Raw genomic sequence first — 22,565 nt, forward strand, 5'->3', positions numbered from 1 at the left:
AACTTGCGCCGATTCTGAACTTGAGAAGATTTCTGATGAGTGAAATGCAAGGCTTCATCCTGCACGCCAAGACCCGCCCGGAAAAATCCGACGCCTTCGAAGCGTTTTTCAGCGCTTATGTGCAAGCGAGCCGCGCCGAGCCGGGTTGCATCGAGTACCACATGCTGCGCGACAAACAGGACTCGACGCTGTTTATCTTCTACGAGATCTGGCAGTCCCAGGCCCACCTGGACGTGCACTCGAACCTGCCACACATGAAGCAGTTCCTCGAGCAGCGCGATGAGTACCTGGAACGGGATTTCGATATCCGCGCCATCGACATGCTCAGCCCGCCGTCCGCTACCCGCTGATCAGCAAGTGGCCACCGAGCACGCCGAGGCCGATGAAGAACACACGCTTGAACAGCGTGGCGCTGATCCGCTGGCGCAGCCATTGCCCCAGCAACATGCCGAGCACCGCCGGGATCAGCGCCAGCAACGACGCACTTAACTCGCCACCGCCCAGTGCGTCGCGCCATAACAGGCCAGCGGCCAAGGCCAGGGTCGAGACGGTGAACGACAGACCCAGCGCCTGCACCAGTTCATCCTTGCTCAAGCCCAAGGCTTGCAGATAAGGCACGGCGGGAATCACGAAGACGCCGGTGGCCGAGGTGATGACGCCCGTCAACAGGCCACAAAGTGGACCGAGCCAGCGCTCGGTGTGACGGCCAACACGCAAGGTCGGCAGAAACAATCCGCTCAACGCATAGAGCAACAGCGTAGCGCCCAATCCCCGCACGACCCAATGACCACCGGCCATGCCGATCCACAACGTGCCGGCCCCGGTGCCGATGAAGATCGCCAGCAGCATCGGCCACAACCGTTTGATCAACCCCCGCAGATGCCCGCCAAATGCCAGTTGCCAGACGTTGGTGAGCGTCGCAGGGATGATCAGCAGCGCGGCAGCCTGCGTCGGCGCCATAGCCAGACCGAGCAAACCCATCGCGATGGTCGGCAGTCCGAGGCCGATCACACCCTTGATCATGCCGGCCAGCAGAAAGGTCGCGATAACCATCAATGAAAGGGCCAGACCGAGGTTTTGATAAAACGCAGCGAGAGTATTCATGGCGCTATCGTGAGCCCGGATTGGCGGCTTGAAAATCTGCCATATACTGAGGCAGCCTCTTGTTTTGATAGAGGCTCGATCTTCGGGACACAACATGCACTTCGACCTGACCGACCTGCGCCTCTACCTGAACATCCTCGACAGCGGCAACATCACCGCCGGCGCCACTCGCAGTCATCTGTCCCTGGCGGCGGCGAGTGCGCGCATCCGCGCCATGGAGGCTTCGTTGGGGATCGTGTTTCTGGAGCGCGGTCGTCGCGGCGTTACGCCCACACCTGCGGGCAAAGCCCTGGCGCAACACGCCCGCGTCCTGCTGCAACAGGCTGAACGCATGCAGCAGGATCTGGCCGAATACGCCAAGGGAGTCAAAGGTCAGGTGCGACTGTTGTGCAATACCACAGCTATCACCGAGTACCTGCCTGAGTTGCTTGCAGACTTTCTTCGTGACCACCCCAACCTCGACATCGATCTGCAAGAACTTCCCAGTGCGCGCATTACCCACGCCTTGCGCCAAGGTGCGGCAGACTTGGGCATCGTCTCTGACGCCGTCGACACTGACGACCTGCAGACCCGCCCGTTTCGCGACGATCCGCTGGTGCTGATCATGCCCCGCGATCATCCCTTGGCACACGCAGGTGTCGTGAGTTTCAGCGACACTTTGCACCACGACTATGTCGGTCTGAACGCCAACAGCGCGTTGGCGGTGTACCTGGAAGAACAGGCGCTGCACACCGGGTCACGCCTGCAAATCCGCATCCGCGCCGACGGTTTCGAAGGTGTGATGCGCATGGTCGCCCGGGGGGCCGGGCTGGCGATCGTGCCCCTCGCGGCGGTTGAGCGCTGGCGTGGTGAACAATTCTTCAAGCGTCTCGCCCTGCAAGAACCTTGGGCAACACGCAAACTCCTGCTCTGTGCGCGGGACTTTGAGGCGTTGCCCGGTTATGCGAAGGCCTTGCTGCATGCCTTGACTCTCCCCTGAGGGGCAGACTTTACCCTTGAGTTTTCATCTTCAAGGACAGAGACGATGGGCAAGCGAATTCTGGTGATTCTGGGTCATCCGGCGAGCAACAGTTTCTGCGGCGCACTCGCCGAACGTTACGCACAGTCGGCGGCGCGTGCCGGGCATGAGGTGCGCCAGTTGTTTCTGGGCGCAATGGACTTTGACCCGGTGCTGCGCGAAGGTTATCAACAGGTCCAACCACTGGAAGCCGACTTGCGCCGCGCCCAGGCGGACATTGTGTGGGCCGAGCACCTGACGCTGGTGTATCCGATCTGGTGGGGCGGAATTCCGGCGTTGCTCAAGGGCTTTTTCGATCGGGTGTTCCTGCCAGGTTTCGCTTTCAAATACCGCGAAGGCAAAGCCTTTCCCGAGAAACTCCTGCACGGTCGCAGCGCCCATTTGCTGGTGACCATGGACACGCCACCCTGGTATTACCGCTGGATCTATCGCATGCCTGGACTGCATCAGGTACGCAAAACCACGCTCGCGTTCTGCGGCATCGAGCCACAACGCACGCTCACGTTCGGCCCGATTCTCGGTTCCAGCGCTGACCAGCGTGAAACCTGGTTGCTGCAGGCCCAGGCTATCGCCAGCCGCTGAGTCTGCCGATAATGCACCGGGCTACCACGGCGAAAAGGGACTTTCCATGTACATCGGCCAAGCCGCGCAACGCTCCGGAACCACGATCAAGAGCATCCGCCATTACGAGTCGATCGGCCTGCTGCCTGCCGCTCAGCGGCTAGGAAAATACCGCGTCTACGACCAGCAAAGCGTTGACCTGCTGATCTTCATCAAGTGCGCGCAGCAGCTGGGTTTCAGGCTCAAGGAATTGCAGTCGATCTTCGCCGGACATCAAGGGCCGCAAATGCCGTGGGAACTGGCCCATCAGGTCATCGCCGCCAAGAAGCAGGAAATCAGCGAACGGATCGCTGCGCTGTCGCAGCAGCATTCGCAATTGGTCGAGTTCGAAGCCAGCCTCGAACAGAGCCGGTTCGATTGCCCGCTGAACAGTCTTTGAGGGTTATGCGCGTTTCTGGACAGCTCAATGTCGAGCACAGACAACTGACCGGTGGACGGGCGCTATAGGGTGCGACTTCAGTTCTCTAGTCCACTGCCTCGGAGTCCACATGACCGCACCTATTACCGTTCTTCGCGATACCCACCCACTGCCGGTGCTCGACGCCTGCAAATGGGAAAAACTCGAAGGCGACCCGCACACCGTCAACCTCAACGCCTACACCAGCGAAGACGGCAGCAAGATCATGGGCACCTGGATCTGCACGCCGGGCAAGTGGTATGTGGAGTACGTGAAGTGGGAATACTGCGATTTCCGCGAGGGGTACTGCATCATAACCCCAGAAGGAAAGGAGCCGATCCATCTGCGCGCCGGTGATATTTTCGTCATTGAGCCGGGCATGAAAGGCACGTGGGAAGTGGTTGAGACCGTGCGCAAGTATTTCGTGTTTGCCTGATGCAAAAAAACCGGGAGATCACCCGACGTGATTTCCCGGTAAATGTTCGTATGAATCATGCCTCACCTGAGGCTAAGGGCTTTTGTGGCGAGGGAGCTTGCTCCCGCTCGGCGGCGAAGCCGTCGTAAATCAGTAAATGCGTTCATTCTGAAGCACCGCACTCGCCGGTTTGGGTCCGCTTCGCGAACCAGCGGGACGGTGCGGCGTTCCGACAAGCTCCCTCGCCACAGATCCCGAGTGAATCTATTGGGGTTTTCGATAGCTGTTGATGATCGCCGAGAAGTCCTTGCCACCTTCCCCACGCTGGCTCATCGCCTGATACAACTGCTGGGCCACCGCGCCGAGCACCACCGGTTGGTGCGCCTGACGTGCCGCTTCCGTGGCCAGCCCCAGATCCTTGAGCATCAGTTCGGCACCGAAACCGCCGGTATAACCGCGCGAGGCCGGCGCCGTTTCGACGATGCCCGGCCACGGGTTGTACATTTCTGAACTCCAGCAACGACCGGTGGAACTGTTGATGATTCCCGCCAACACCGTCGTGTCGATGCCGAGCGCATCACCCAGCGCCATGGCTTCGCTGACACCAACCATGGAGATCGCCAGCAGTAGGTTGTTGCAGATCTTGGCGATTTGCCCGGTGCCGACTTCGCCGCAATGGACGATGTTGCGGCCCATCTGCGCCAGCACTGGTTGCAGGGTGGCGAACAGCTCAGGGGTAGCGCCGACCATGAACGTCAGGGTCCCGGCTGCCGCACCGCCAGTACCGCCCGACACAGGCGCATCCGCCATGGCCACGCCTTGCTTGGCCGCCGCCGCGGCAACATCACGCGCCGTCTGCGGATCGATGGTGCTGCAATCGACTGCCGGCACGCCCTTGGCGATACCTGCCAGCACGCCGTCTTCACCCAGCCACACGCTACGCACATGCACAGCGGCGGGCAGCATGGTGATCACCAGCTCGGCGCCTTGAGCCGCTTCACGCGCCGAAGCGCTGATGCTGCCGCCCAGTTGTTCCAGCTCTGCCAGAACGGTTTTGTTCAGGTCGACCAGCTGCAGAGCATGGCCAGCCTTGATCAGGTTGCGCGCCATCGGCGCGCCCATGTTGCCGAGACCGATAAAAGCGATTTTCATGTCCGGCTCCTTAACGCAAGTTAATGGTGGTGTTCACACCGTCGTTGACGCTGTTGTCATCGAACCAGCGACTGGTGACAGTCTTGGTCTGAGTGTAGAACTGCACCACTTGCTTGCCATATGGACCGAGGTCGCCGAGTTTGGACCCGCGCGAACCGGTGAAGCTGAAGAACGGAACCGGCACCGGAATCGGGATGTTGATGCCGACCTGGCCGACGTCGATTTCAGTCTGGAATTTACGTGCCGCCGCACCGCTTTGGGTGAACAGGCCAGTGCCGTTGCCGAACGGGTTGGCGTTGACCAGTGCGATGGCCTCATCGAGGGTATCGACTTCCAGCACCACCAGCACCGGACCGAAGATTTCCTGGGTGTAGATCTGCATCTCGGGGGTTACGCCGGAGAACAGGGTCGGGCCGACAAAGTTGCCCTTCTCGAAGCCTGGAACGGTGATATCGCGACCGTCCAGTTCCAGCTTGGCGCCTTCCTTGATGCCGCTCTCGATCAAATCCAGAATCCGCGCCTTGGCCTTTTTGGAAATCACTGGACCAACATCAGTGCCCGGCTCACTGCCGGCATTCACTTTGAGTTTCTGCGCCAGCGCCTTCAGGTCAGGCAGCCATTGCTTGGCCGCGCCCACCAGCACCACGACGGATGTGGCCATGCAGCGTTGCCCGGCCGCACCGAAACCGGCACCGACCAGCGCATTGAGCGCTTGTTCGCGGTTAGCATCCGCCAGCACAACGGCGTGGTTCTTCGCGCCCATCATCGATTGCACGCGCTTGCCGTGTTTGCCGGCCAGGTCGTAGACGTGAGTGCCGACGGCGGTCGAACCGACGAAGGAAACAGCCTTGATGTCCTTGTGGGTGCAGAGCGCATCCACCACGTCTTTACCGCCATGAACGACGTTGAGCACGCCGGCCGGAACACCGGCCTCGATCGCCAGTTCCACCAGCAGCATGGTCGACATCGGGTCCTGTTCGGACGGCTTGAGTACGAAGGTGTTGCCGCAGGCGATGGCCATCGGGAACATCCACAGCGGAATCATCGCCGGGAAGTTGAACGGGGTGATGCCGGCGCAAACGCCGATTGGCTGACGCAGGGTGTAGGTATCGACGCCGCCAGCAACGTTCTCGGCGAACTCGCCCATTTGCAGGCTGCCGATGGAGCAGGCGTGTTCGACGACTTCCAGGCCGCGGAAGATATCGCCTTCAGCGTCGGCGATGGTTTTGCCTTGTTCGTTGCTGAGCACCACGGCGATGCGCTTGGAGTGTTCGCGAATCAACGCCTGGAGCTTGAGCATGATGCGCATCCGCGCGCCGATCGGCGTCAGCTTCCAGGTCTGGAAGGCGCGATGGGCGGCGCTGATCGCGGCGTCGACTTCCTGCGCCGTCGCGAACGGCACTTTCGCCAGCACTTGCTGGGTCGCCGGGTTGACGATGTCGTGCCATTCGGTGGTCTGGGACTCGACCCACTCGCCGTCGATCAACAGCTTTACCGTTTGGACAGTGGTTTCGTTTGGCGTGAGCGATGCGTTCATGTTGGGTCTCCGGGACGTTGTTCTTATTTAGAGAGCTATCTGGGGAGCCAAGGCGAGAATGTCGCCTTGAGATGAGGCGTGTGTCGCGAATTGGTTGTCGGACTGTTTTTGGAGTATAGATGTGCAAACTTCTAATAAGAACGCACATAAAAGCCGGTCCATCATGCAAAAAAACATCACGTCTCTAGGCTCGTTGAACTGGGACGACCTCAAGTTTTTCCTTGAAGTCGCCCGCACCCGCAAGGCCAGCACCGCGGCGAAGCGCCTGGCGGTCGACTACACCACAGTGTCGCGGCGCATCAGTTCGCTGGAAGCGGCATTGGGCACTTTGCTGTTCGAGAAATCCCGGACCAGCGGTTTTGTCCTGACCGCCGAAGGCCAGCGGTTGCTGGGTTACGCCGAGTCGATCGAAAGCACGCTGCACATGGCCTGCGAGCAGGTTTCGGGCTCTGGCGTGGCGTTGTCCGGGCATGTGCGCATGGGCTGCACCGAAGGCTTCGGCAGCTTTTTCATCACCCCGCAGCTGAGCCATTTCGTCGATGCCTACCCGGCGATCTCGGTGGACATCCTGCCGCTGCCGCACTTCATCAGCCTGTCCAAGCGCGAGGCGGATATCGTCATCGCCCTGGAGCGCCCGGAGCATGGCCCGTACGTCTGCTGCAAACTCTGCGATTACAAATTACAGCTCTACGCGACGCAGGATTATCTGGACAAGCACCCACCGATCCGCCGCCCGGCTGACTTGGGTAAACATTCATTCATTAGTTATGTCGACGATCTGGCGTTCAGCTCGGAGCTGTTGTACCTGGCGAATGTGTTGCCCGGCGCCAGTGCCAACCTGCGAAGCACCAGTGTGATTGCGCAATTCGTGGCCGCGCAGCAAGGGCGGTCGCTGGCGATTCTGCCGTGCTTCCTGGCGGCCCAGGATCCGCGATTGCTGCCGGTGTTGCCGGAAGAGATCAACATCACTCGACAGTTCTGGATGTACTGCCGCGAGGACCTGCGCAAGCTCAAGCGGATTACCCTGTTGTGGGATTACATCCGTGCGGTCACTGAGCAGAATCAGGGTCTGTTGATGGGCGAAAGTCGGGAGACCCTGTTCGCCGATTAGTCGGAGCTCACCACGATCGACACCCGGCGGTTCTCGGTACGACCGGCCGGCGTGTCGTTGGAGGCAACCGGCTCACTGCTGCCGAGACCGCGCAGCTGGATGTTTTGTTCTTTCATCCCGACAGCGGTCAGCACCTTGCCGACGCTTTTTGCGCGGCGCAGTGAGAGCTGTTCGTTGTAAGACTCTTTGCCCGAGGCATCGGTGTGACCATCGACCCGCACTCGCTCAATTCCAACGCCAAGTAACGCCTTGCCGATACGCTCGACGATGTCGGTGCTGGCAGGGTTGAGGCTGTCGTCGTCACTGCCAAACAGCACTTTGCCGGACAGGCCAAAGGCCCAGCCCTCATCGGTCAATTCGAAACCTTGCTGTTTAAGCACAGCGATCTGTACCGGAGTCAGGCCTTTTTGCGGTGCTGTCTGGCAACCGGTCAATGCCAGCAAGGCCATCAATACGGTGAACGTGAAAAATCGCAGGGAACGCCGGGTCAGTGAGAACACAAAAATTAGCTCCTGGTTTGAACATCGGCGACAGGGTGCTCCGACCCGGCCGTGTGCTGTGCGCCTCGGGAAAGGCGCTTGGCTTGGTACATGGCCGCGTCGGCGGCGTCAAGCAACACGCCCGGTGTGGCTCCATGGTCGGGGTACACGGCGATGCCGATGCTGAGTGAAGTCAACACCTGGGTATTGCCCGGCAAGGGGATCGGTACTTCCATGCTGGCGATGATTTTGTCGGCAATCCACTCGGCGTCCTCGATCTTATGCAGCGGTGTCAGCATGACGGCAAATTCGTCACCACCCAAACGCGCCACAAGATCATCCTCACGCAACTGCGCACGAACCCGTTTGGCCACGGCCACCAGCACCGCATCGCCAGCGGCATGACCAAAGCCATCATTGATTTCCTTGAACCGGTCGCTGTCGAGAAACAGCACCGCCACTTGCTCGTTGAGCTTGTTGGCATTACGCAGCGCTCGAATCAGCCGGCCTTCGAAAAACGCTCGATTCGGCAACCCGGTGAGGCTGTCATGGCTGGCCTGGTGGGCCAGGGTTTCGTTTTCGCTTTGCAGGTGGGTCTGCCAGGATTCGAGCTCGTCGAGCAAGGCATTGAAGTCATTACCCAGGTTGTCGAGTTCGGCGATGGCGGCGGGTGGTACACGCTGATCGAAGGCTCGCTCACTGCGTGCGGCGTGAGCCACGAACGCCAGGCTGCGCAACGGGCCGGTGATTGCGCGGAGTTGTCGGCGCGCCAGATAGAGCGCCACCCAGGCACTGACGGCGGTACACAAGACGATGCCGACCAGACCGCTGAGCAAAAACCGCAACAGGCTGCCCCCGTGGCCGGTGAGCTGGATGCTGCCGATTTCCCGACCTTGATGAACGATTGGCATGCTGATCGGTTTTTCCAGAAAGGCCCTGGCAATCTGCATTTCGAGATCAGAGAACAAGCCCGTTTCCGGCCGCTCCCAGCGAGCCAGCAACGTGCCCTGCTCGTCCAGCACTTGGGCATCGGCCACTCCTTCGGTGGACGCAATCAACGCCAACGCTTCGGTAGCGGCAGACTTGTCGTTGAACACCACCGCCGCTTCCACGGTGTAATTGATCGAGCGCGCAATCAGGTGCAAGTTATGGTCGGCATAGACCCGCAACGCCAGTACGCCGAGCAACGTCAGCGAGATGCTGGCCATGGCCACGCCCACGAGTGCAACGATCAAATGTCCGCGCCCGATGACCGAGCGCAAGGTTGGGCGGTTACCCGACTTGAATAGACTCATGGCGCCGCCGGCTTGCGGCGGGACAGTTGCAGCACACTGGGGTGAATACGCACGCCACTTCGGGCGACGGAATCCAGGTTGACCTCAAAGGACACTTGCTCATCGCTGACCCGTAGGCAAAACAGACTGCCGACGGTGCATGGGTCGTCGCCTTCGCTGATGCTCAGCACCGGATGCCCTGTCAGCGAAGCGAATAGCTGGCTGCGTTCATCACTGGTCAGTTTGCCGATGTACACCGCGTCGCACTCACCAACAATGGACGGGTTGTCAGCCAGCAGTCTGCGCACGGTAACAGGCCGACCGGTGGCCTGAGTCGTGCCTTTGACCAGATCGTCGGTGTATTCGGTGGGGCCCACTATGCACAAGCGCAGTTGTGCTGGTTCAACAGGCCAACGGGCATAACTGAGGATTCCGAGTACTACCTGCGTGACGGATTTTGCGCGTTGGTCGGCCATGCTCACAGGCGTTTCCGACTGAGCGAAAACGACGCTGGTGAACAAACAGAGAAGGCCGGCGAACAGCACTTGTTTGCACCCGATAACGCGCTGTGTCGTCCAGACAGCGACCTTCATGCAGGGATTCTCTTCGATCGTAGCGAAATGATGCCGCAACGATAGCACAGCGTTCAAACACCAGCGAGGCAGCGCCCTACGGCACTTCGGGACAGTTTCCATCGTCTGGCGCCGCCCCTTTCAACCCCTTGGTTCAACACCCTCATCCAATTCCAGCATCAAGCCACTCAAGCGCTTGACCTTGCGCCTCACTGCCTCTTCGAATACACCGGGACGCGGCTCGACCAGGGTGAACCAGTTTTTGGCCCGGGTAATTCCGGTGTAGATCAACTCCTTGGTGAGCACAGGGTTCAGGGCATCCGGCAAAATCAACGCCGTATGGGCAAATTCCGAGCCCTGGGATTTGTGCACCGTCATCGCGTACACGGTTTCCACATCATTGAGCCGGCTCGGCAGTACAAACCGTACGCCGCCCTGACCATCATTACGCGGGAACGCCACACGCAGCACCTGCTTCCCAACCTCTGGCCCCTCACGTTCAGGCAGCTTGAGGGCAATGCCGATGTCGCCGTTCATCAATCCCAGACCATAGTCATTGCGGGTCATCAGCACTGGTCGACCTTCGTACCACTGCTGGTCGCTGTCGATCAGCCGAGCCTTGAGCAGCGCGGCGGTCACGCGTTGATTCAACCCCTCCACGCCCCACGGCCCTTTACGTACGGCGCACAACAACTGGAAGGCGTCGAAGGCTTGCAGTACCTGGCGAGCCCAATCGGTCCAGCAGGAATCATCAAGCGTGCTGTCGAGCGGTGGTCGCAGGCTGCGCAAGAGACTCAGGTAATGGCGATAACCCTGCGGTCCATCGCCATGCCCCTCAAGCAGCAAGCGTTCCAGCGCCCGGTCCTGCTCCCCCTTGAGGGACAGGGAAAACACGTCGTCATGGCTTCGAGCCGCCAACAACTTGCGGGCTTCCTCGGGTTGCTGCTGGTTGACCCAACGAGCCAGTTGGCCAATGCCGCTGCCCTCGCCGAACCGGCGTGAATGACGCAGCATCACAACTTGCTGGGCCAGGGGATGAGTCCCTTGGGTGTCTTCCTGCAAACCGCTGGCATCCAGGTTTTCACCACTGACCGCTTGCAGCCACAGGCGAGTCTGTGGGCTGTACCAACCGGCCTCGGCGTCGCGGCACAGGTCGCCCAGCACGGCGCCGGCCTCCACCGATGCCAGTTGATCCTTGTCACCGAGCAGCACCAGACGGGCATGGGCCGGCAACGCATCGAGCAGGTTGGCCATCATTTCCAGATCGATCATCGAGGCTTCGTCCACCACCAATACATCCAGCGGCAAGCGATTACCGGCATGGTGACGGAAGTGTCGAGTACCGGGGCGACTGCCGAGCAGACGGTGCACGGTGGTAACGTCTGAGGGGATCTTCACTCGTACGGTTTCATCGACTTCCAGAGTCCTGACCTGCTGACTGATGGACTCTGTCAGTCGGGCTGCAGCCTTGCCGGTGGGTGCCGCGAGACGAATGCGCAACGGCTTGCCTGCCTCCACCGCCGGCGCCTGGAGCAACGCCAGCAAACGCACAACCGTCGTCGTCTTGCCGGTCCCCGGGCCACCGGTAACGATGCTGAATGCGCTGCGGGTGGCGAGGGCACAGGCGAGCTTTTGCCAGTCAATCACTTCACCGGGCTTGGCTGGGCCGAACAAGCTGGTGAGGCGTTGGGACAAATCATCCGGCGTGGTTTCGTGTTCCACCAGGCGTTGGCGCAGCGAGGTGTCGATACGCCGTTCGTAAGTCCAGTAACGACGCAAGTACAGGCGTTTACCCGATAACACCAATGGCCGATGCTGCGCCGCCTCGCGACCGTCGACCGCCAAAGCGACCAGACTGCTGGAGGCCAGGACCTTGCACCAATGGGCACCGTCCAGCGCCTCAAGCAATTGCGACGGCAACAACATCGCACCACTTTGCACATCACCTTCCGGTGGCAGCGACAGGGCGAAGTCCGGTTCCTTGAGCGTCTCGAACACATCCAGGCACACATGACCGTGGCCCAGTTGATGACTGGCCAACGCAGCGGCCAGCAGCACCAGCGGATCATCGCCGGGAGCGAGCTCATGAAGAAAAGCGACGAAGGCTTTGTCCAGCGCTCGCAGCCAGCCGCGCTCAACCCAGCGCGTCAACAACAGCAGCAAGTCATCGGCGCGACTCAACGGCGCCAGATCCGCCAGGCTTTCAGCTGTCAACGAAGTGGGCAGCAAATCAGCGAAGGTGCGACTCATAGCAAAACTCCCTGTTCCCAGGCGGGTTCGGCCTTGGGTTCTGGCTTGCCCTGGAACAGCCGGTCCAGACGTTCGATCAGCTCTCTTGGAGGACGGGCGAAATACACGCCCTGGCTGGAAGCGCGTGTACCGCGCAGGAACAGGTACAGCGCACCACCGACATGCCGGTCGTAATCGTAATCGGCAAGTCGCGCCTTGAGCTGGCGGTGCAGAGCCAACAGGTACAGCACGTATTGCAGGTCGTAACGGTTGTCGAGAATCGACTGCTCCATGGCCTGCTCGGTATAGGCCGCATCATCGACGCCCAGCCAGTTGGATTTGTAGTCGGCGACGTAGTAGCGGCCGTCGTGCTCGAACGTCAGGTCGATGAAGCCTTTGAACATGCCATTGAGCAACACCGGCTCGGCAGCCACCCGGGCCACGCCGTTGTGGGTGTATTGACGCACCAGTTCATCGAGCTTGAGCACATCGACCTTATGACTGGCGAACCAGAACTCCATCTCGACCCGGTATTGGGTGAGCTGCTCGAATACCACGGGGGCCTGCCCGCCGCCGATATGCAGCGGGGACGTAAGCAGATGCTGCAGCCAGTCGCTCAGGGCGGTGATCCAGCCCTCCCAACCACGACGGTTGCAGCGACGGGCAATGGCATCTTCCACAGTTTGCGGCGTGGCGACAAAACCCTCATCACCGGCCCATTCGAGCAAACCATGGAGAAAGGTGCCGGGGTTCGGCCCACGAGGGAATCGATGGATATCAGCACCACCGGCCACCACTTCTCGTGGTGCTTGCGGATCGAGGCGTTCGTCGTCGAAGAGCTTTTGCGCCTGCGGGCTCTCCGGCGCTTCATCAGTGCCCACGCTCATGCTGTCGCCAATGCGCAGGGCACTGTAGGAAGCAATCCACCAGTTTTCGCTGGCCTTGCGTTTGGGTATCAGCGGAGCAAGCAACGTCGCATCGTTGTGCGGCGGATGGTAGTGCTCGGCGGTCACTTCAGGCATTTCACCGTAGCTCAGCGCAGGACAGTCCTGCTGCAGGTCTTGCAGCCAACGCTTCAAGCCCGCCGACTCGGCCAGTGGTGCTCCGCCGCCCAGCAGATAACCCAATGCTGAAAGATGCAGCACCGAGCTGTTGTTATTGCCGCGCTTGAGATCAGTCACTCCGAGCCAGCAGACGTGTTGCGCCCGGGTCAGGGCTACGTAAAGCAAGCGCAAATCTTCGGCAAGACGCTCATCATCCGCCTGAACTATCAACTCGGCCGTCGGCTTCAAGGTCACCTGAGCCTTGCCGCTTTCATCGTGGTAATGCAGCGGCAGGCGGCTGCCATCCACCGGCTTCACCGAGCAAATGAATGGCAGGAATACCAAGGGATATTCAAGTCCCTTGGACTTGTGAATGGTCACGACTTTGACCAGTTGTTCGTCACTCTCCAGACGCAGGATCTGTTCTTCGCCGGCCTGACCGGACAACGCCAGATGCTCGGACAAATGACGGATCAGCGCTTGCTCACCATCGAGTTCGGCGGCCGCCTGTTGCAGCAATTCGGACAAGTGCAGCAAATTGGTCAGCACCCGCTCGCCGTCACTGCGCATGATCAATGTCTGAGGCAGCTGGAAGTCATGCAGCAAGCGCCGCAGCATGGGCAACACGCCCTGCTTGCGCCAGAGCTCGCGGTAGCGGCGGAACTGCATAACCCGCGCTTCCCAGGCCAGTTCGTCCTGATTCAGCCGCTCCAGTTCAGCCAGTGACAGGTTCAGCGTGATGCAGGCCAATGCGGCCCGCAGTGGACGCTCGACATCCGGCTCGGCGCAGGCCTTGAGCCAGGTCAGCAGATCGTGGGCCTCCTGGGCGGCGAACACCGAGTCCTTGTCCGACAGATAGACACTGCGCACGCCACGGGCGGAGAGTTCGCCGCGCACAGCCTGGGCCTCTTTACCGTCGCGGACCAGGACCGCGATATCCGCTGGCAGCAGCCCTCTGAAGTCCTTGCCGTCCTGTAGGAAACCCGCCCGACCTTGTTGGCCGCCATTGAGCAAAGAGGTGATTTCACTGGCGCAGGCGGCGGCGAGTTGTTGTCGGTACACCGCGCCGGACAATGGCTGTTCGGCGGACAAATGCCAGATGTTGAGAGCAGGCACAATCTGAGCGTCGATGTGTAGAACTTCTTTGCGTCCCTGGGATTCGACGGGCAGGAACGGTACCGGGTTCTCACCGTTCTTTTCACGAAACAGGAACGCGCCTCGCCCGGTCTCGCGAGACTCGGCACGCTCGAACACATGGTTCACAGCATTGATCATGCCGTGGCTGGAACGGAAATTGGTGCCCAAGGTATGCAGGCGGCCAGCGGTGGCCTGGCGGGCGCGCAAGTAGGTGTAGATGTCGGCACCGCGGAACGCGTAAATCGCTTGCTTGGGGTCGCCGATCAGAAACAGACCGCATTCGGGATTGTTGTCTTCGATGCGATAGATGCTCTCGAAGATCCGGTACTGCACCGGGTCGGTGTCCTGGAACTCATCGATCAGCGCCACCGGAAACTGCTCGCGAATCAGGGTCGCCAGCCGCTCACCGCCATCGGACTGCAATGCTGCATCGAGGCGCAGCAGCATGTCATCGAAGCCCATCTCCGCACGACGACGCTTTTCTTCCTCGAACCGAGTACCGACCCACTGGGCGGCGTGTTGCAGCACGGCGGCATCAGGTGTCGGCAATCCATCGAGACTGGCCTTGAGGCCGGGCATGGCATCCAGTCCCGGATGACTGGGTGCTTCGCCCTTCCAGGCTTCAGCCATACCCTCGGGTGTCAGGCGCGTGAAGCCGGTGCCGATATCCAGTTGCTCAAGGGATTCGTCTTCAACCCAGGCCCTGATCTTCTCAAACCAGGGTTCGAAATAGCGCGCCTGCATCTTGCGACCGTCGACGCTCTTGCTCGCAACACCCTGGTGACAGATGGCAAGCAACTCGTCCGCCCACTGGCGCCAGGGCATCTTGAGTTCGAGCAAGGCTACCCGCCGCTCTTGCAGACATTCCGTGATCAGCTCGGCAGGCTCTTTACCTTCAACACTGTCTCGCTCACTGGCGAACAAACCACGTACTCGCGGCAGTAAAGCCGCCGGACCGCCCCAATTTCCGCGCACCCAGTTCAGCGCATCGCCTTGCATCGGGTAGCAAAACAGGCGCCAGTAATCACGCAGGACTTCGCCCAGCAAATCGCTGTGATCGGTTTCCAGGGTTTGTGTAAACAGGCTGCCACTGTCGAACGCGTGCTCGCGCAACATGCGCTGGCACCAACTGTGGATAGTTGAAACTGCCGCTTCGTCCATCCACTGCGCGGCGATGTCCAGGCGGTTCGCACACCCGGCCCATTGCTCAGGAAGGTACTCCTCACGAAGCTCCGCGATAAGGCTATCGGGCGCCGGTGTTTCATCACGGAAAAACCGCGCTGCTTCAGCAAGACGTGTGCGGATGCGTTCGCGCAATTCTTTGGTCGCGGCATCGGTGAACGTCACAACGAGGATTTGCGGCGGCAACAGTTCACGCCCAAAGCCGCTCGACTCTGCGCCGTGGCCAAGGACAAGGCGCAGATACAGCGCGGAAATAGTGAAGGTCTTGCCGGTCCCGGCGCTCGCTTCGATCAATTGGCTACCGCGCAGGGGAAATGCCAAGGCCAGAGGTTTGGTGGTCATCAGCGCGCCTCCTCGCTGTTCAATGAACGCCAAGGCGCTTCAAGCAGCGGCCGGTACAATGCGTTGCACCAATCCGGGAACGTTTCGTCTGCGACAAGCGTGTCGAAGTCGGCGAACTGCCGTGCGAGTGCCGGGCTTTCTCGACGCTCGCCGTCGGTGGTCAACCCATCACCTTCATAGGCCTTCCGGGCTGCGGCCTGGGCTTTGACCGGATCAGTTTGACCAAGCCATGCGAAGCCGGTCTTCACCGCAATCGGCAGCGGTTGACGCATGCCCGTTTGCCAAGCCATTAACAGGTCGCCCAGAATCCGCAAGGCTGCACCCTCCTCCATCGGACCGAGTAGCAGACTGTCGTCGCTGGCCACCAACGCGGTGGTCATCGCCATACCACTGGCGCAGGCAACCAGATGATTGACCCAAGGCCGTATCAGCCGATGCCATTTGCGAGATTTGATTGAGCCGATGCTGTTGGGGATTGTCGTGACTGATAGCAAACCACCGTCCGCACGCTGATGCAGGCCGCTGAGCCAACCTTCCAGGCGCAGCCCCTGCAACTCCAGATTCACTGGCAGAGCGTTGGTGAGCGGCGTTGGCCATAACGCCAAGAGCTGCTGATAACGCTGCAACAGATCCGGTAACGGTTCGATCAACTCTCGCTGAAGGCATTCGCCGAATCCGGCCATGGGCAGAAGCCCACTGTTTTGAAGGCGTTTTGCCTGCGCTTCCAGTATCTGATCGGTGCTATCCAGATGTCCCAGTGCCGCTTCGAGCAAGCTGTCGCTGAGGCTGTAACGTTGCAACGCATCGAGTACAAATGGCTCTTCATCAGCCAAGGGCACTTCAGCCGCTTCGAAGTACACCTTCAGTCGCTGACTGAAGAAATGTCGCACAGGATTACGCAGGAAGTCCTGCAGTTGACCGAGGCTCAGCGGCTCCTCCTGAACGTAGGGATCAAGGACCTCGATATCAGCCGACGGCTCACTGATCTGATGCAGCACCTGCCATTCATTCGCGTAGCTGAACAAATCATCGCCTTCATGGAAGTAGCGGGCGCTGAACGGTTGCAGTGGATGTTCCTGAGTGATGGCCTCAAGCAGATCTTCGTCGACATCATGCAGTCGCCAACCGCTGGCCAGATGATCTCGCAATTGGCCAATCAATACCGACGCAGGGCGTTCACTGTTATCACGAATGCTGCGACCGACCCAGCTGATATAGAGTTGGTCACGTGCCGACAACAGGGCTTCCAACAGCAGATAGCGGTCATCTTCGCGTCGGGAGCGATCGCCAGGGCGGTAGTCACTGCCCATGAGGTCGAAGTCCAGTGGCGGCTGCGCGCGCGGGTAGTCGCCGTCATTCATGCCCAGCAAACAGACCAGTTTGAACGGGATCGCGCGCATGGGCATCAAGGTGCAGAAGTTAACCGCACCGGCCAGAAAACGCTGGGACAGGCGGCCTTGGTCAAGGCCGGCGAGCCAGGCTTCACGGACCACGGTCAACGGCAGCTCATCATGCAAGCCAACTGACTCGCACGTCTCAAGCCAGGTTTCACGCAGCTCTTCGAGTTGGGCCAACACGTAGTCGTCATGCTCGTTACTGGCCAGGAAAAACAACTGAACCAGTGCGTGCAATCGAAAGCCCCATTGTTTGGGAGCTGCGGGTTGAGAGAGTTCCTGGTGGGCAATCTCCAAAGCGTCCAGCAGCGCGACCAAAGGCCCAATGAGCGCGGCATCCAGACCACCGATCTCGTCGTAGGGTTCGATACCCTCGCAAGCATTGGCACTGCCCACGGCATAACCGAGCAGCATCCGTCGCAGGCCGAAACGCCAACTGTTTTGTTCCAGCTCCTGCGGCAGACCGAGACCCGCGCGCTGCTCGGCATTCATGCCCCAGCGGATGCCTGCGCCTTCGATCCAACGGTGCAGGGTCGGCAGATCGCGTTCCTCTACACCGAAGCGAGCGCGTAGTGCAGGAACATCCAGCAGATCGAGGATCTCGCTCACAGGGAAACGGCTGTCGGGCAGTTTGAGCAGATGCTCGATAGCAATCAGTAACGGGTCACGGCCACGTTGGCCTTGATCGGCGAGCGTGAAGGGAATGAAACGCGGATCGTGGCGTTCAAGCTGAGCAAATACCGCACGGATATGCGGTGCGTAGCTGTCGATGTCCGGGACCATCACGATCACATCGCGAGGCCTTAAATCCGGATCAGCACTGAAGCGTGCGAGCAACTGGTCGTGGAGGATCTCCACTTCACGCTGGGCACTATGGGCAATGTGAAAACGGATCGATTCGTCGTTTGCCGGATCGACAGCCGGCCAGCGTTCGCGAGTCTCGTTCAAGGGACGCAACTCAAGAATGTCGTCCTGTAATTGATTGAGCATGTTCTGTGGCTGGCTATCGCTGAACAGGTCGATACGGCCATCGCGGAATGCCGAGCGGTAGCTGTTGGGATCGTCGTAGCTGTCGAGCAGATTGATGTAGTCCCGCCCCTGCTTGCCCCATGCCGCCAGTAGTGGATGGGCATGCTGGTGAAGGGTTTGCGGGTCGAGCACAACCGGCATTCCGCTCTTGCGAGCCTGACGTTTGTATTGATGCCGCAACAGGTCTTTATCGGCGACGATGTCTGCCCAATGGTGACGACACGGGTTGTGCACGCAAAGTAGAACCTGGCTGAACCGGGCCAGCCCCGCCAGTGCTTCCAGGGCTTGAGCGGGCAGTGAGGAAATCCCGAAAACGATCACCCGCGAAGGCAATCCGCTGGGAGCTACGTCGAGGCTGTTGATGCGTTCGATAAACCGTTGATGGACGCCGGCTCGGCTTTGCGCCATGCCTTGTTCACCCACATCCAGTAACAGCGCACGCCACAACTCTGCCTGCCAGCAGTTAGCCGGGGTCAGAGGTTTGGACTCGCCTCTACCATTTCGTAATTGATGGCGACCTTCTGCCCAGTCTTCAAGCCAGTCGGCACGGTACACCTGATATTGGTCGAACAGATCCGCCAATCGCTCCGCCAATTGATAGCGTTTACGTAAGTCTGTGTCATTCGTAAGGAAGCGCTGCAGGGGTTCGAAGTGCGGTTGGTTGATCAACTGCGGAAGCAGACGCATCAGACGCCAGGTCAAGGGAGCTTTATCGAGCAGGGATTTGACCGGGATTTCGTCACGTCCAAGCACCATGCGATAGAGCTGCCACATGAAGCTACCCGGTAACTGCACATCGATGGCTGCTGCGATTCCGCAGCCGCCCATGTCATCGTCTTCAGGGTCTTCTGCCAGTGCCAGCTTCAGCCATTGGGCGATGCCGTTGCTCTGAACCAGGGCAATTTCATTTTCCAAGGGAGCCAACGGGTAACGCCGCATCCAGCTGACTACCAGGCTGCGCAACTCGTCCAGGCGGTTGCCGTGAACCACCATAAAACCAACACTGAGGGACGTCGCGTCCGGCATAAAGGCTTCCTTGGAAAAATACAAAAGCTAGGGCCGAACCTTAGCATTGTCGGGAGACTGTGACAGCCGGGAGCCGTCCGGTATTGCTGTGAGAACTTTTCCTGCGGACAAAACAAAACCCCTACCTGCAGACGCAGATAGGGGTTTCGGAATTTAATCTTGACGATGACCTACTCTCACATGGGGAAACCCCACACTACCATCGGCGATGCATCGTTTCACTGCTGAGTTCGGGATGGGATCAGGTGGTTCCAATGCTCTATGGTCGTCAAGAAATTCGGGTACTGAACCGTCTTTCGACGTTTCAGCAAATTGGGTATGCAATAGATTTGTGTGTTGCGTTGCGAATTTTCGACTTGTGTCGTCTTCACACACCGCAATCTGGTGCCTCTTCAGGTCAGCAAATTGCTTGGGTGTTATATGGTCAAGCCTCACGGGCAATTAGTATTGGTTAGCTCAACGCCTCACAGCGCTTACACACCCAACCTATCAACGTCGTAGTCTTCGACGGCCCTTCAGGGGACTCAAGGTCCCAGTGAGATCTCATCTTGAGGCTAGTTTCCCGCTTAGATGCTTTCAGCGGTTATCTATTCCGAACATAGCTACCCGGCAATGCCACTGGCGTGACAACCGGAACACCAGAGGTTCGTCCACTCCGGTCCTCTCGTACTAGGAGCAGCCCCTCTCAAATCTCAAACGTCCACGGCAGATAGGGACCGAACTGTCTCACGACGTTCTAAACCCAGCTCGCGTACCACTTTAAATGGCGAACAGCCATACCCTTGGGACCGGCTTCAGCCCCAGGATGTGATGAGCCGACATCGAGGTGCCAAACACCGCCGTCGATATGAACTCTTGGGCGGTATCAGCCTGTTATCCCCGGAGTACCTTTTATCCGTTGAGCGATGGCCCTTCCATACAGAACCACCGGATCACTAAGACCTACTTTCGTACCTGCTCGACGTGTCTGTCTCGCAGTCAAGCGCGCTTTTGCCTTTATACTCTACGACCGATTTCCGACCGGTCTGAGCGCACCTTCGTACTCCTCCGTTACTCTTTAGGAGGAGACCGCCCCAGTCAAACTACCCACCATACACTGTCCTCGATCCGGATAACGGACCTGAGTTAGAACCTCAAAGTTGCCAGGGTGGTATTTCAAGGTTGGCTCCACGCGAACTGGCGTCCACGCTTCAAAGCCTCCCACCTATCCTACACAAGCAAATTCAAAGTCCAGTGCAAAGCTATAGTAAAGGTTCACGGGGTCTTTCCGTCTAGCCGCGGATACACTGCATCTTCACAGCGATTTCAATTTCACTGAGTCTCGGGTGGAGACAGCGCCGCCATCGTTACGCCATTCGTGCAGGTCGGAACTTACCCGACAAGGAATTTCGCTACCTTAGGACCGTTATAGTTACGGCCGCCGTTTACCGGGGCTTCGATCAAGAGCTTCGCGTTAGCTAACCCCATCAATTAACCTTCCGGCACCGGGCAGGCGTCACACCCTATACGTCCACTTTCGTGTTTGCAGAGTGCTGTGTTTTTAATAAACAGTCGCAGCGGCCTGGTATCTTCGACCGGCATGGGCTTACGCAGTAAATGCTTCACCCTCACCGGCGCACCTTCTCCCGAAGTTACGGTGCCATTTTGCCTAGTTCCTTCACCCGAGTTCTCTCAAGCGCCTTGGTATTCTCTACCCAACCACCTGTGTCGGTTTGGGGTACGGTTCCTGGTTACCTGAAGCTTAGAAGCTTTTCTTGGAAGCATGGCATCAACCACTTCGTCACCCAAAGGGTAACTCGTCATCAGCTCTCGGCCTTAGAATCCCGGATTTACCTAAGATTCCAGCCTACCACCTTAAACTTGGACAACCAACGCCAAGCTGGCCTAGCCTTCTCCGTCCCTCCATCGCAATAACCAGAAGTACAGGAATATTAACCTGTTTTCCATCGACTACGCTTTTCAGCCTCGCCTTAGGGACCGACTAACCCTGCGTCGATTAACGTTGCGCAGGAAACCTTGGTCTTTCGGCGTGGGTGTTTTTCACACCCATTGTCGTTACTCATGTCAGCATTCGCACTTCTGATACCTCCAGCAAGCTTCTCAACTCACCTTCACAGGCTTACAGAACGCTCCTCTACCGCATCACCTAAGTGATACCCGTAGCTTCGGTGTATGGTTTGAGCCCCGTTACATCTTCCGCGCAGGCCGACTCGACTAGTGAGCTATTACGCTTTCTTTAAAGGGTGGCTGCTTCTAAGCCAACCTCCTAGCTGTCTAAGCCTTCCCACATCGTTTCCCACTTAACCATAACTTTGGGACCTTAGCTGACGGTCTGGGTTGTTTCCCTTTTCACGACGGACGTTAGCACCCGCCGTGTGTCTCCCATGCTCGGCACTTGTAGGTATTCGGAGTTTGCATCGGTTTGGTAAGTCGGGATGACCCCCTAGCCGAAACAGTGCTCTACCCCCTACAGTGATACATGAGGCGCTACCTAAATAGCTTTCGAGGAGAACCAGCTATCTCCGAGCTTGATTAGCCTTTCACTCCGATCCACAGGTCATCCGCTAACTTTTCAACGGTAGTCGGTTCGGTCCTCCAGTTAGTGTTACCCAACCTTCAACCTGCCCATGGATAGATCGCCCGGTTTCGGGTCTATTCCCAGCGACTAGACGCCCTATTAAGACTCGCTTTCGCTACGCCTCCCCTATTCGGTTAAGCTCGCCACTGAAAATAAGTCGCTGACCCATTATACAAAAGGTACGCAGTCACCCAACAAAGTGGGCTCCCACTGCTTGTACGCATACGGTTTCAGGATCTATTTCACTCCCCTCTCCGGGGTTCTTTTCGCCTTTCCCTCACGGTACTAGTTCACTATCGGTCAGTCAGTAGTATTTAGCCTTGGAGGATGGTCCCCCCATATTCAGACAAAGTTTCTCGTGCTCCGTCCTACTCGATTTCATGACCAAGAGATTTTCGCGTACAGGGCTATCACCCACTATGGCCGCACTTTCCAGAGCGTTCCGCTAATCTCAAAGCCACTTAAGGGCTAGTCCCCGTTCGCTCGCCACTACTAAGGGAATCTCGGTTGATTTCTTTTCCTCAGGGTACTTAGATGTTTCAGTTCCCCTGGTTCGCCTCTTAAGCCTATGTATTCAGCTTAAGATAACCATCTTATGATGGCTGGGTTCCCCCATTCAGACATCTCCGGATCAAAGTCTGTTTGCCGACTCCCCGAAGCTTTTCGCAGGCTACCACGTCTTTCATCGCCTCTGACTGCCAAGGCATCCACCGTATGCGCTTCTTCACTTGACCATATAACCCCAAGCAATCTGGTTATACTGTGAAGACGACATTCGCCGAAAATTCGCATGCATTGCTCAATTAAGAGCTACTCACAAATTTTACCTTAGCCTGATCCGTTACCAGTGAAAGTAACGTCCAGTCTATCTTTCTATCACATACCCAAATTTTTAAAGAACGATCTAGCCAAAGACTAGAAATCA

Annotated in this window: 15 protein-coding genes and 2 rRNA genes; 6 read left to right on the forward strand and 11 right to left on the reverse strand. The window is 58.6% G+C overall.

The features are described from left to right. Nucleotides 1-35: 35 nt before the first annotated feature. Nucleotides 36-350, forward strand: coding sequence for a putative quinol monooxygenase (locus ACSQ87_RS28045; RefSeq protein WP_223433125.1), 315 nt, complete (start codon nucleotides 36-38; stop codon nucleotides 348-350). On the opposite strand, the gene ACSQ87_RS28050 is transcribed toward ACSQ87_RS28045, so the two are convergent. Next, nucleotides 340-1,104, reverse strand: coding sequence for a sulfite exporter TauE/SafE family protein (locus ACSQ87_RS28050; protein WP_436274829.1), 765 nt, complete (start codon nucleotides 1,102-1,104; stop codon nucleotides 340-342). The genes ACSQ87_RS28045 and ACSQ87_RS28050 overlap by 11 nt on opposite strands. A gap of 94 nt (nucleotides 1,105-1,198) precedes the next feature. Here ACSQ87_RS28050 and ACSQ87_RS28055 point away from each other — a divergent pair, with 94 nt between their 5' ends. The 4 genes from ACSQ87_RS28055 (at nucleotide 1,199) to ACSQ87_RS28070 (ending at nucleotide 3,576) form a co-directional block, all read left to right on the forward strand. Continuing rightward, a complete protein-coding gene (locus ACSQ87_RS28055) occupies nucleotides 1,199-2,083 on the forward strand; it encodes a LysR substrate-binding domain-containing protein (protein WP_436274830.1) in 885 nt (294 codons plus the stop codon). Between the two features lie 45 nt (nucleotides 2,084-2,128). Continuing rightward, complete coding sequence (locus tag ACSQ87_RS28060) at nucleotides 2,129-2,704, forward strand: NAD(P)H-dependent oxidoreductase (RefSeq protein ID WP_223433122.1); 576 nt, start codon at nucleotides 2,129-2,131, stop codon at nucleotides 2,702-2,704. Between the two features lie 46 nt (nucleotides 2,705-2,750). Continuing rightward, nucleotides 2,751-3,122 carry a MerR family transcriptional regulator gene (locus ACSQ87_RS28065; protein ID WP_150658680.1) on the forward strand — a complete coding sequence of 124 codons (372 nt, stop codon included), beginning with the start codon at nucleotides 2,751-2,753 and terminating at the stop codon, nucleotides 3,120-3,122. A gap of 109 nt (nucleotides 3,123-3,231) precedes the next feature. Further along, nucleotides 3,232-3,576 (forward strand): cupin domain-containing protein, encoded by a 345-nt coding sequence (locus ACSQ87_RS28070; RefSeq protein WP_007946320.1) that lies wholly within the window; start codon nucleotides 3,232-3,234, stop codon nucleotides 3,574-3,576. Nucleotides 3,577-3,819: 243 nt separating this feature from the next. Here the strand turns inward: ACSQ87_RS28070 and mmsB are convergent, their stop codons facing one another. Then, a complete protein-coding gene (gene mmsB, locus ACSQ87_RS28075) occupies nucleotides 3,820-4,707 on the reverse strand; it encodes a 3-hydroxyisobutyrate dehydrogenase (protein WP_046055589.1) in 888 nt (295 codons plus the stop codon). 10 nt (nucleotides 4,708-4,717) lie between these two features. After that, entirely contained in the window at nucleotides 4,718-6,244 is a 1,527-nt protein-coding gene (locus ACSQ87_RS28080) for a CoA-acylating methylmalonate-semialdehyde dehydrogenase (protein ID WP_046045739.1), read from the reverse strand. A gap of 163 nt (nucleotides 6,245-6,407) precedes the next feature. Between ACSQ87_RS28080 and ACSQ87_RS28085 the strand changes: the two genes are divergently transcribed. Further along, nucleotides 6,408-7,355 carry a LysR family transcriptional regulator gene (locus ACSQ87_RS28085; RefSeq protein ID WP_150658678.1) on the forward strand — a complete coding sequence of 316 codons (948 nt, stop codon included), beginning with the start codon at nucleotides 6,408-6,410 and terminating at the stop codon, nucleotides 7,353-7,355. On the opposite strand, the gene ACSQ87_RS28090 is transcribed toward ACSQ87_RS28085, so the two are convergent. The 8 genes from ACSQ87_RS28090 to ACSQ87_RS28125 form a co-directional block, all read right to left on the reverse strand. After that, complete coding sequence (locus ACSQ87_RS28090; RefSeq protein WP_223433118.1) at nucleotides 7,352-7,855, reverse strand: OmpA family protein; 504 nt, start codon at nucleotides 7,853-7,855, stop codon at nucleotides 7,352-7,354. The two genes, ACSQ87_RS28085 and ACSQ87_RS28090, sit on opposite strands and share 4 nt — an antisense overlap. A gap of 5 nt (nucleotides 7,856-7,860) precedes the next feature. Next, nucleotides 7,861-9,129: a diguanylate cyclase domain-containing protein gene (locus ACSQ87_RS28095; RefSeq protein ID WP_436274831.1), complete on the reverse strand. Its 1,269-nt coding sequence runs from the start codon at nucleotides 9,127-9,129 to the stop codon at nucleotides 7,861-7,863. Continuing rightward, nucleotides 9,126-9,701, reverse strand: coding sequence for a YfiR family protein (locus ACSQ87_RS28100; protein ID WP_223433116.1), 576 nt, complete (start codon nucleotides 9,699-9,701; stop codon nucleotides 9,126-9,128). Before ACSQ87_RS28100 ends, ACSQ87_RS28095 begins: the two co-directional genes overlap by 4 nt. Nucleotides 9,702-9,821: 120 nt before the next feature. Next, nucleotides 9,822-11,930 carry an exodeoxyribonuclease V subunit alpha gene (recD, locus tag ACSQ87_RS28105; RefSeq protein ID WP_436274832.1) on the reverse strand — a complete coding sequence of 703 codons (2,109 nt, stop codon included), beginning with the start codon at nucleotides 11,928-11,930 and terminating at the stop codon, nucleotides 9,822-9,824. Further along, complete coding sequence (recB, locus tag ACSQ87_RS28110) at nucleotides 11,927-15,613, reverse strand: exodeoxyribonuclease V subunit beta (RefSeq protein WP_436274833.1); 3,687 nt, start codon at nucleotides 15,611-15,613, stop codon at nucleotides 11,927-11,929. Before recB ends, recD begins: the two co-directional genes overlap by 4 nt. Beyond that, the gene (recC, locus tag ACSQ87_RS28115) at nucleotides 15,613-19,062 is read right to left on the reverse strand and encodes an exodeoxyribonuclease V subunit gamma (protein ID WP_436274834.1); all 3,450 of its coding nucleotides are present in this window, start codon (nucleotides 19,060-19,062) and stop codon (nucleotides 15,613-15,615) included. Before recC ends, recB begins: the two co-directional genes overlap by 1 nt. Before the next feature lie 157 nt (nucleotides 19,063-19,219). Then, nucleotides 19,220-19,335, reverse strand: a 5S ribosomal RNA gene (gene rrf / locus ACSQ87_RS28120). 147 nt (nucleotides 19,336-19,482) lie between these two features. Continuing rightward, nucleotides 19,483-22,374: ribosomal RNA gene (locus ACSQ87_RS28125) — 23S ribosomal RNA — on the reverse strand. Nucleotides 22,375-22,565: the final 191 nt, after the last annotated feature.

Origin of the sequence: Pseudomonas sp. LjRoot277, from assembly GCF_964253845.1 — a bacterium.
Taxonomy (GTDB): Bacteria; Pseudomonadota; Gammaproteobacteria; order Pseudomonadales; family Pseudomonadaceae; genus Aquipseudomonas.

Excerpts from the sequence above, each read along its gene's own strand:
- ACSQ87_RS28045 (WP_223433125.1), top strand. The coding sequence starts at position 36 with ATGAGTGAAATGCAAGGCTTCATCCTGCACGCCAAGACCCGCCCGGAA.
- ACSQ87_RS28050 (WP_436274829.1), bottom strand. The coding sequence starts at position 1,104 with ATGAATACTCTCGCTGCGTTTTATCAAAACCTCGGTCTGGCCCTTTCA.
- ACSQ87_RS28055 (WP_436274830.1), top strand. The coding sequence starts at position 1,199 with ATGCACTTCGACCTGACCGACCTGCGCCTCTACCTGAACATCCTCGAC.
- ACSQ87_RS28060 (WP_223433122.1), top strand. The coding sequence starts at position 2,129 with ATGGGCAAGCGAATTCTGGTGATTCTGGGTCATCCGGCGAGCAACAGT.
- ACSQ87_RS28065 (WP_150658680.1), top strand. The coding sequence starts at position 2,751 with ATGTACATCGGCCAAGCCGCGCAACGCTCCGGAACCACGATCAAGAGC.
- ACSQ87_RS28070 (WP_007946320.1), top strand. The coding sequence starts at position 3,232 with ATGACCGCACCTATTACCGTTCTTCGCGATACCCACCCACTGCCGGTG.
- mmsB (WP_046055589.1), bottom strand. The coding sequence starts at position 4,707 with ATGAAAATCGCTTTTATCGGTCTCGGCAACATGGGCGCGCCGATGGCG.
- ACSQ87_RS28080 (WP_046045739.1), bottom strand. The coding sequence starts at position 6,244 with ATGAACGCATCGCTCACGCCAAACGAAACCACTGTCCAAACGGTAAAG.
- ACSQ87_RS28085 (WP_150658678.1), top strand. The coding sequence starts at position 6,408 with ATGCAAAAAAACATCACGTCTCTAGGCTCGTTGAACTGGGACGACCTC.
- ACSQ87_RS28095 (WP_436274831.1), bottom strand. The coding sequence starts at position 9,129 with ATGAGTCTATTCAAGTCGGGTAACCGCCCAACCTTGCGCTCGGTCATC.
- ACSQ87_RS28100 (WP_223433116.1), bottom strand. The coding sequence starts at position 9,701 with ATGAAGGTCGCTGTCTGGACGACACAGCGCGTTATCGGGTGCAAACAA.
- recD (WP_436274832.1), bottom strand. The coding sequence starts at position 11,930 with ATGAGTCGCACCTTCGCTGATTTGCTGCCCACTTCGTTGACAGCTGAA.
- recB (WP_436274833.1), bottom strand. The coding sequence starts at position 15,613 with ATGACCACCAAACCTCTGGCCTTGGCATTTCCCCTGCGCGGTAGCCAA.
- recC (WP_436274834.1), bottom strand. The coding sequence starts at position 19,062 with ATGCCGGACGCGACGTCCCTCAGTGTTGGTTTTATGGTGGTTCACGGC.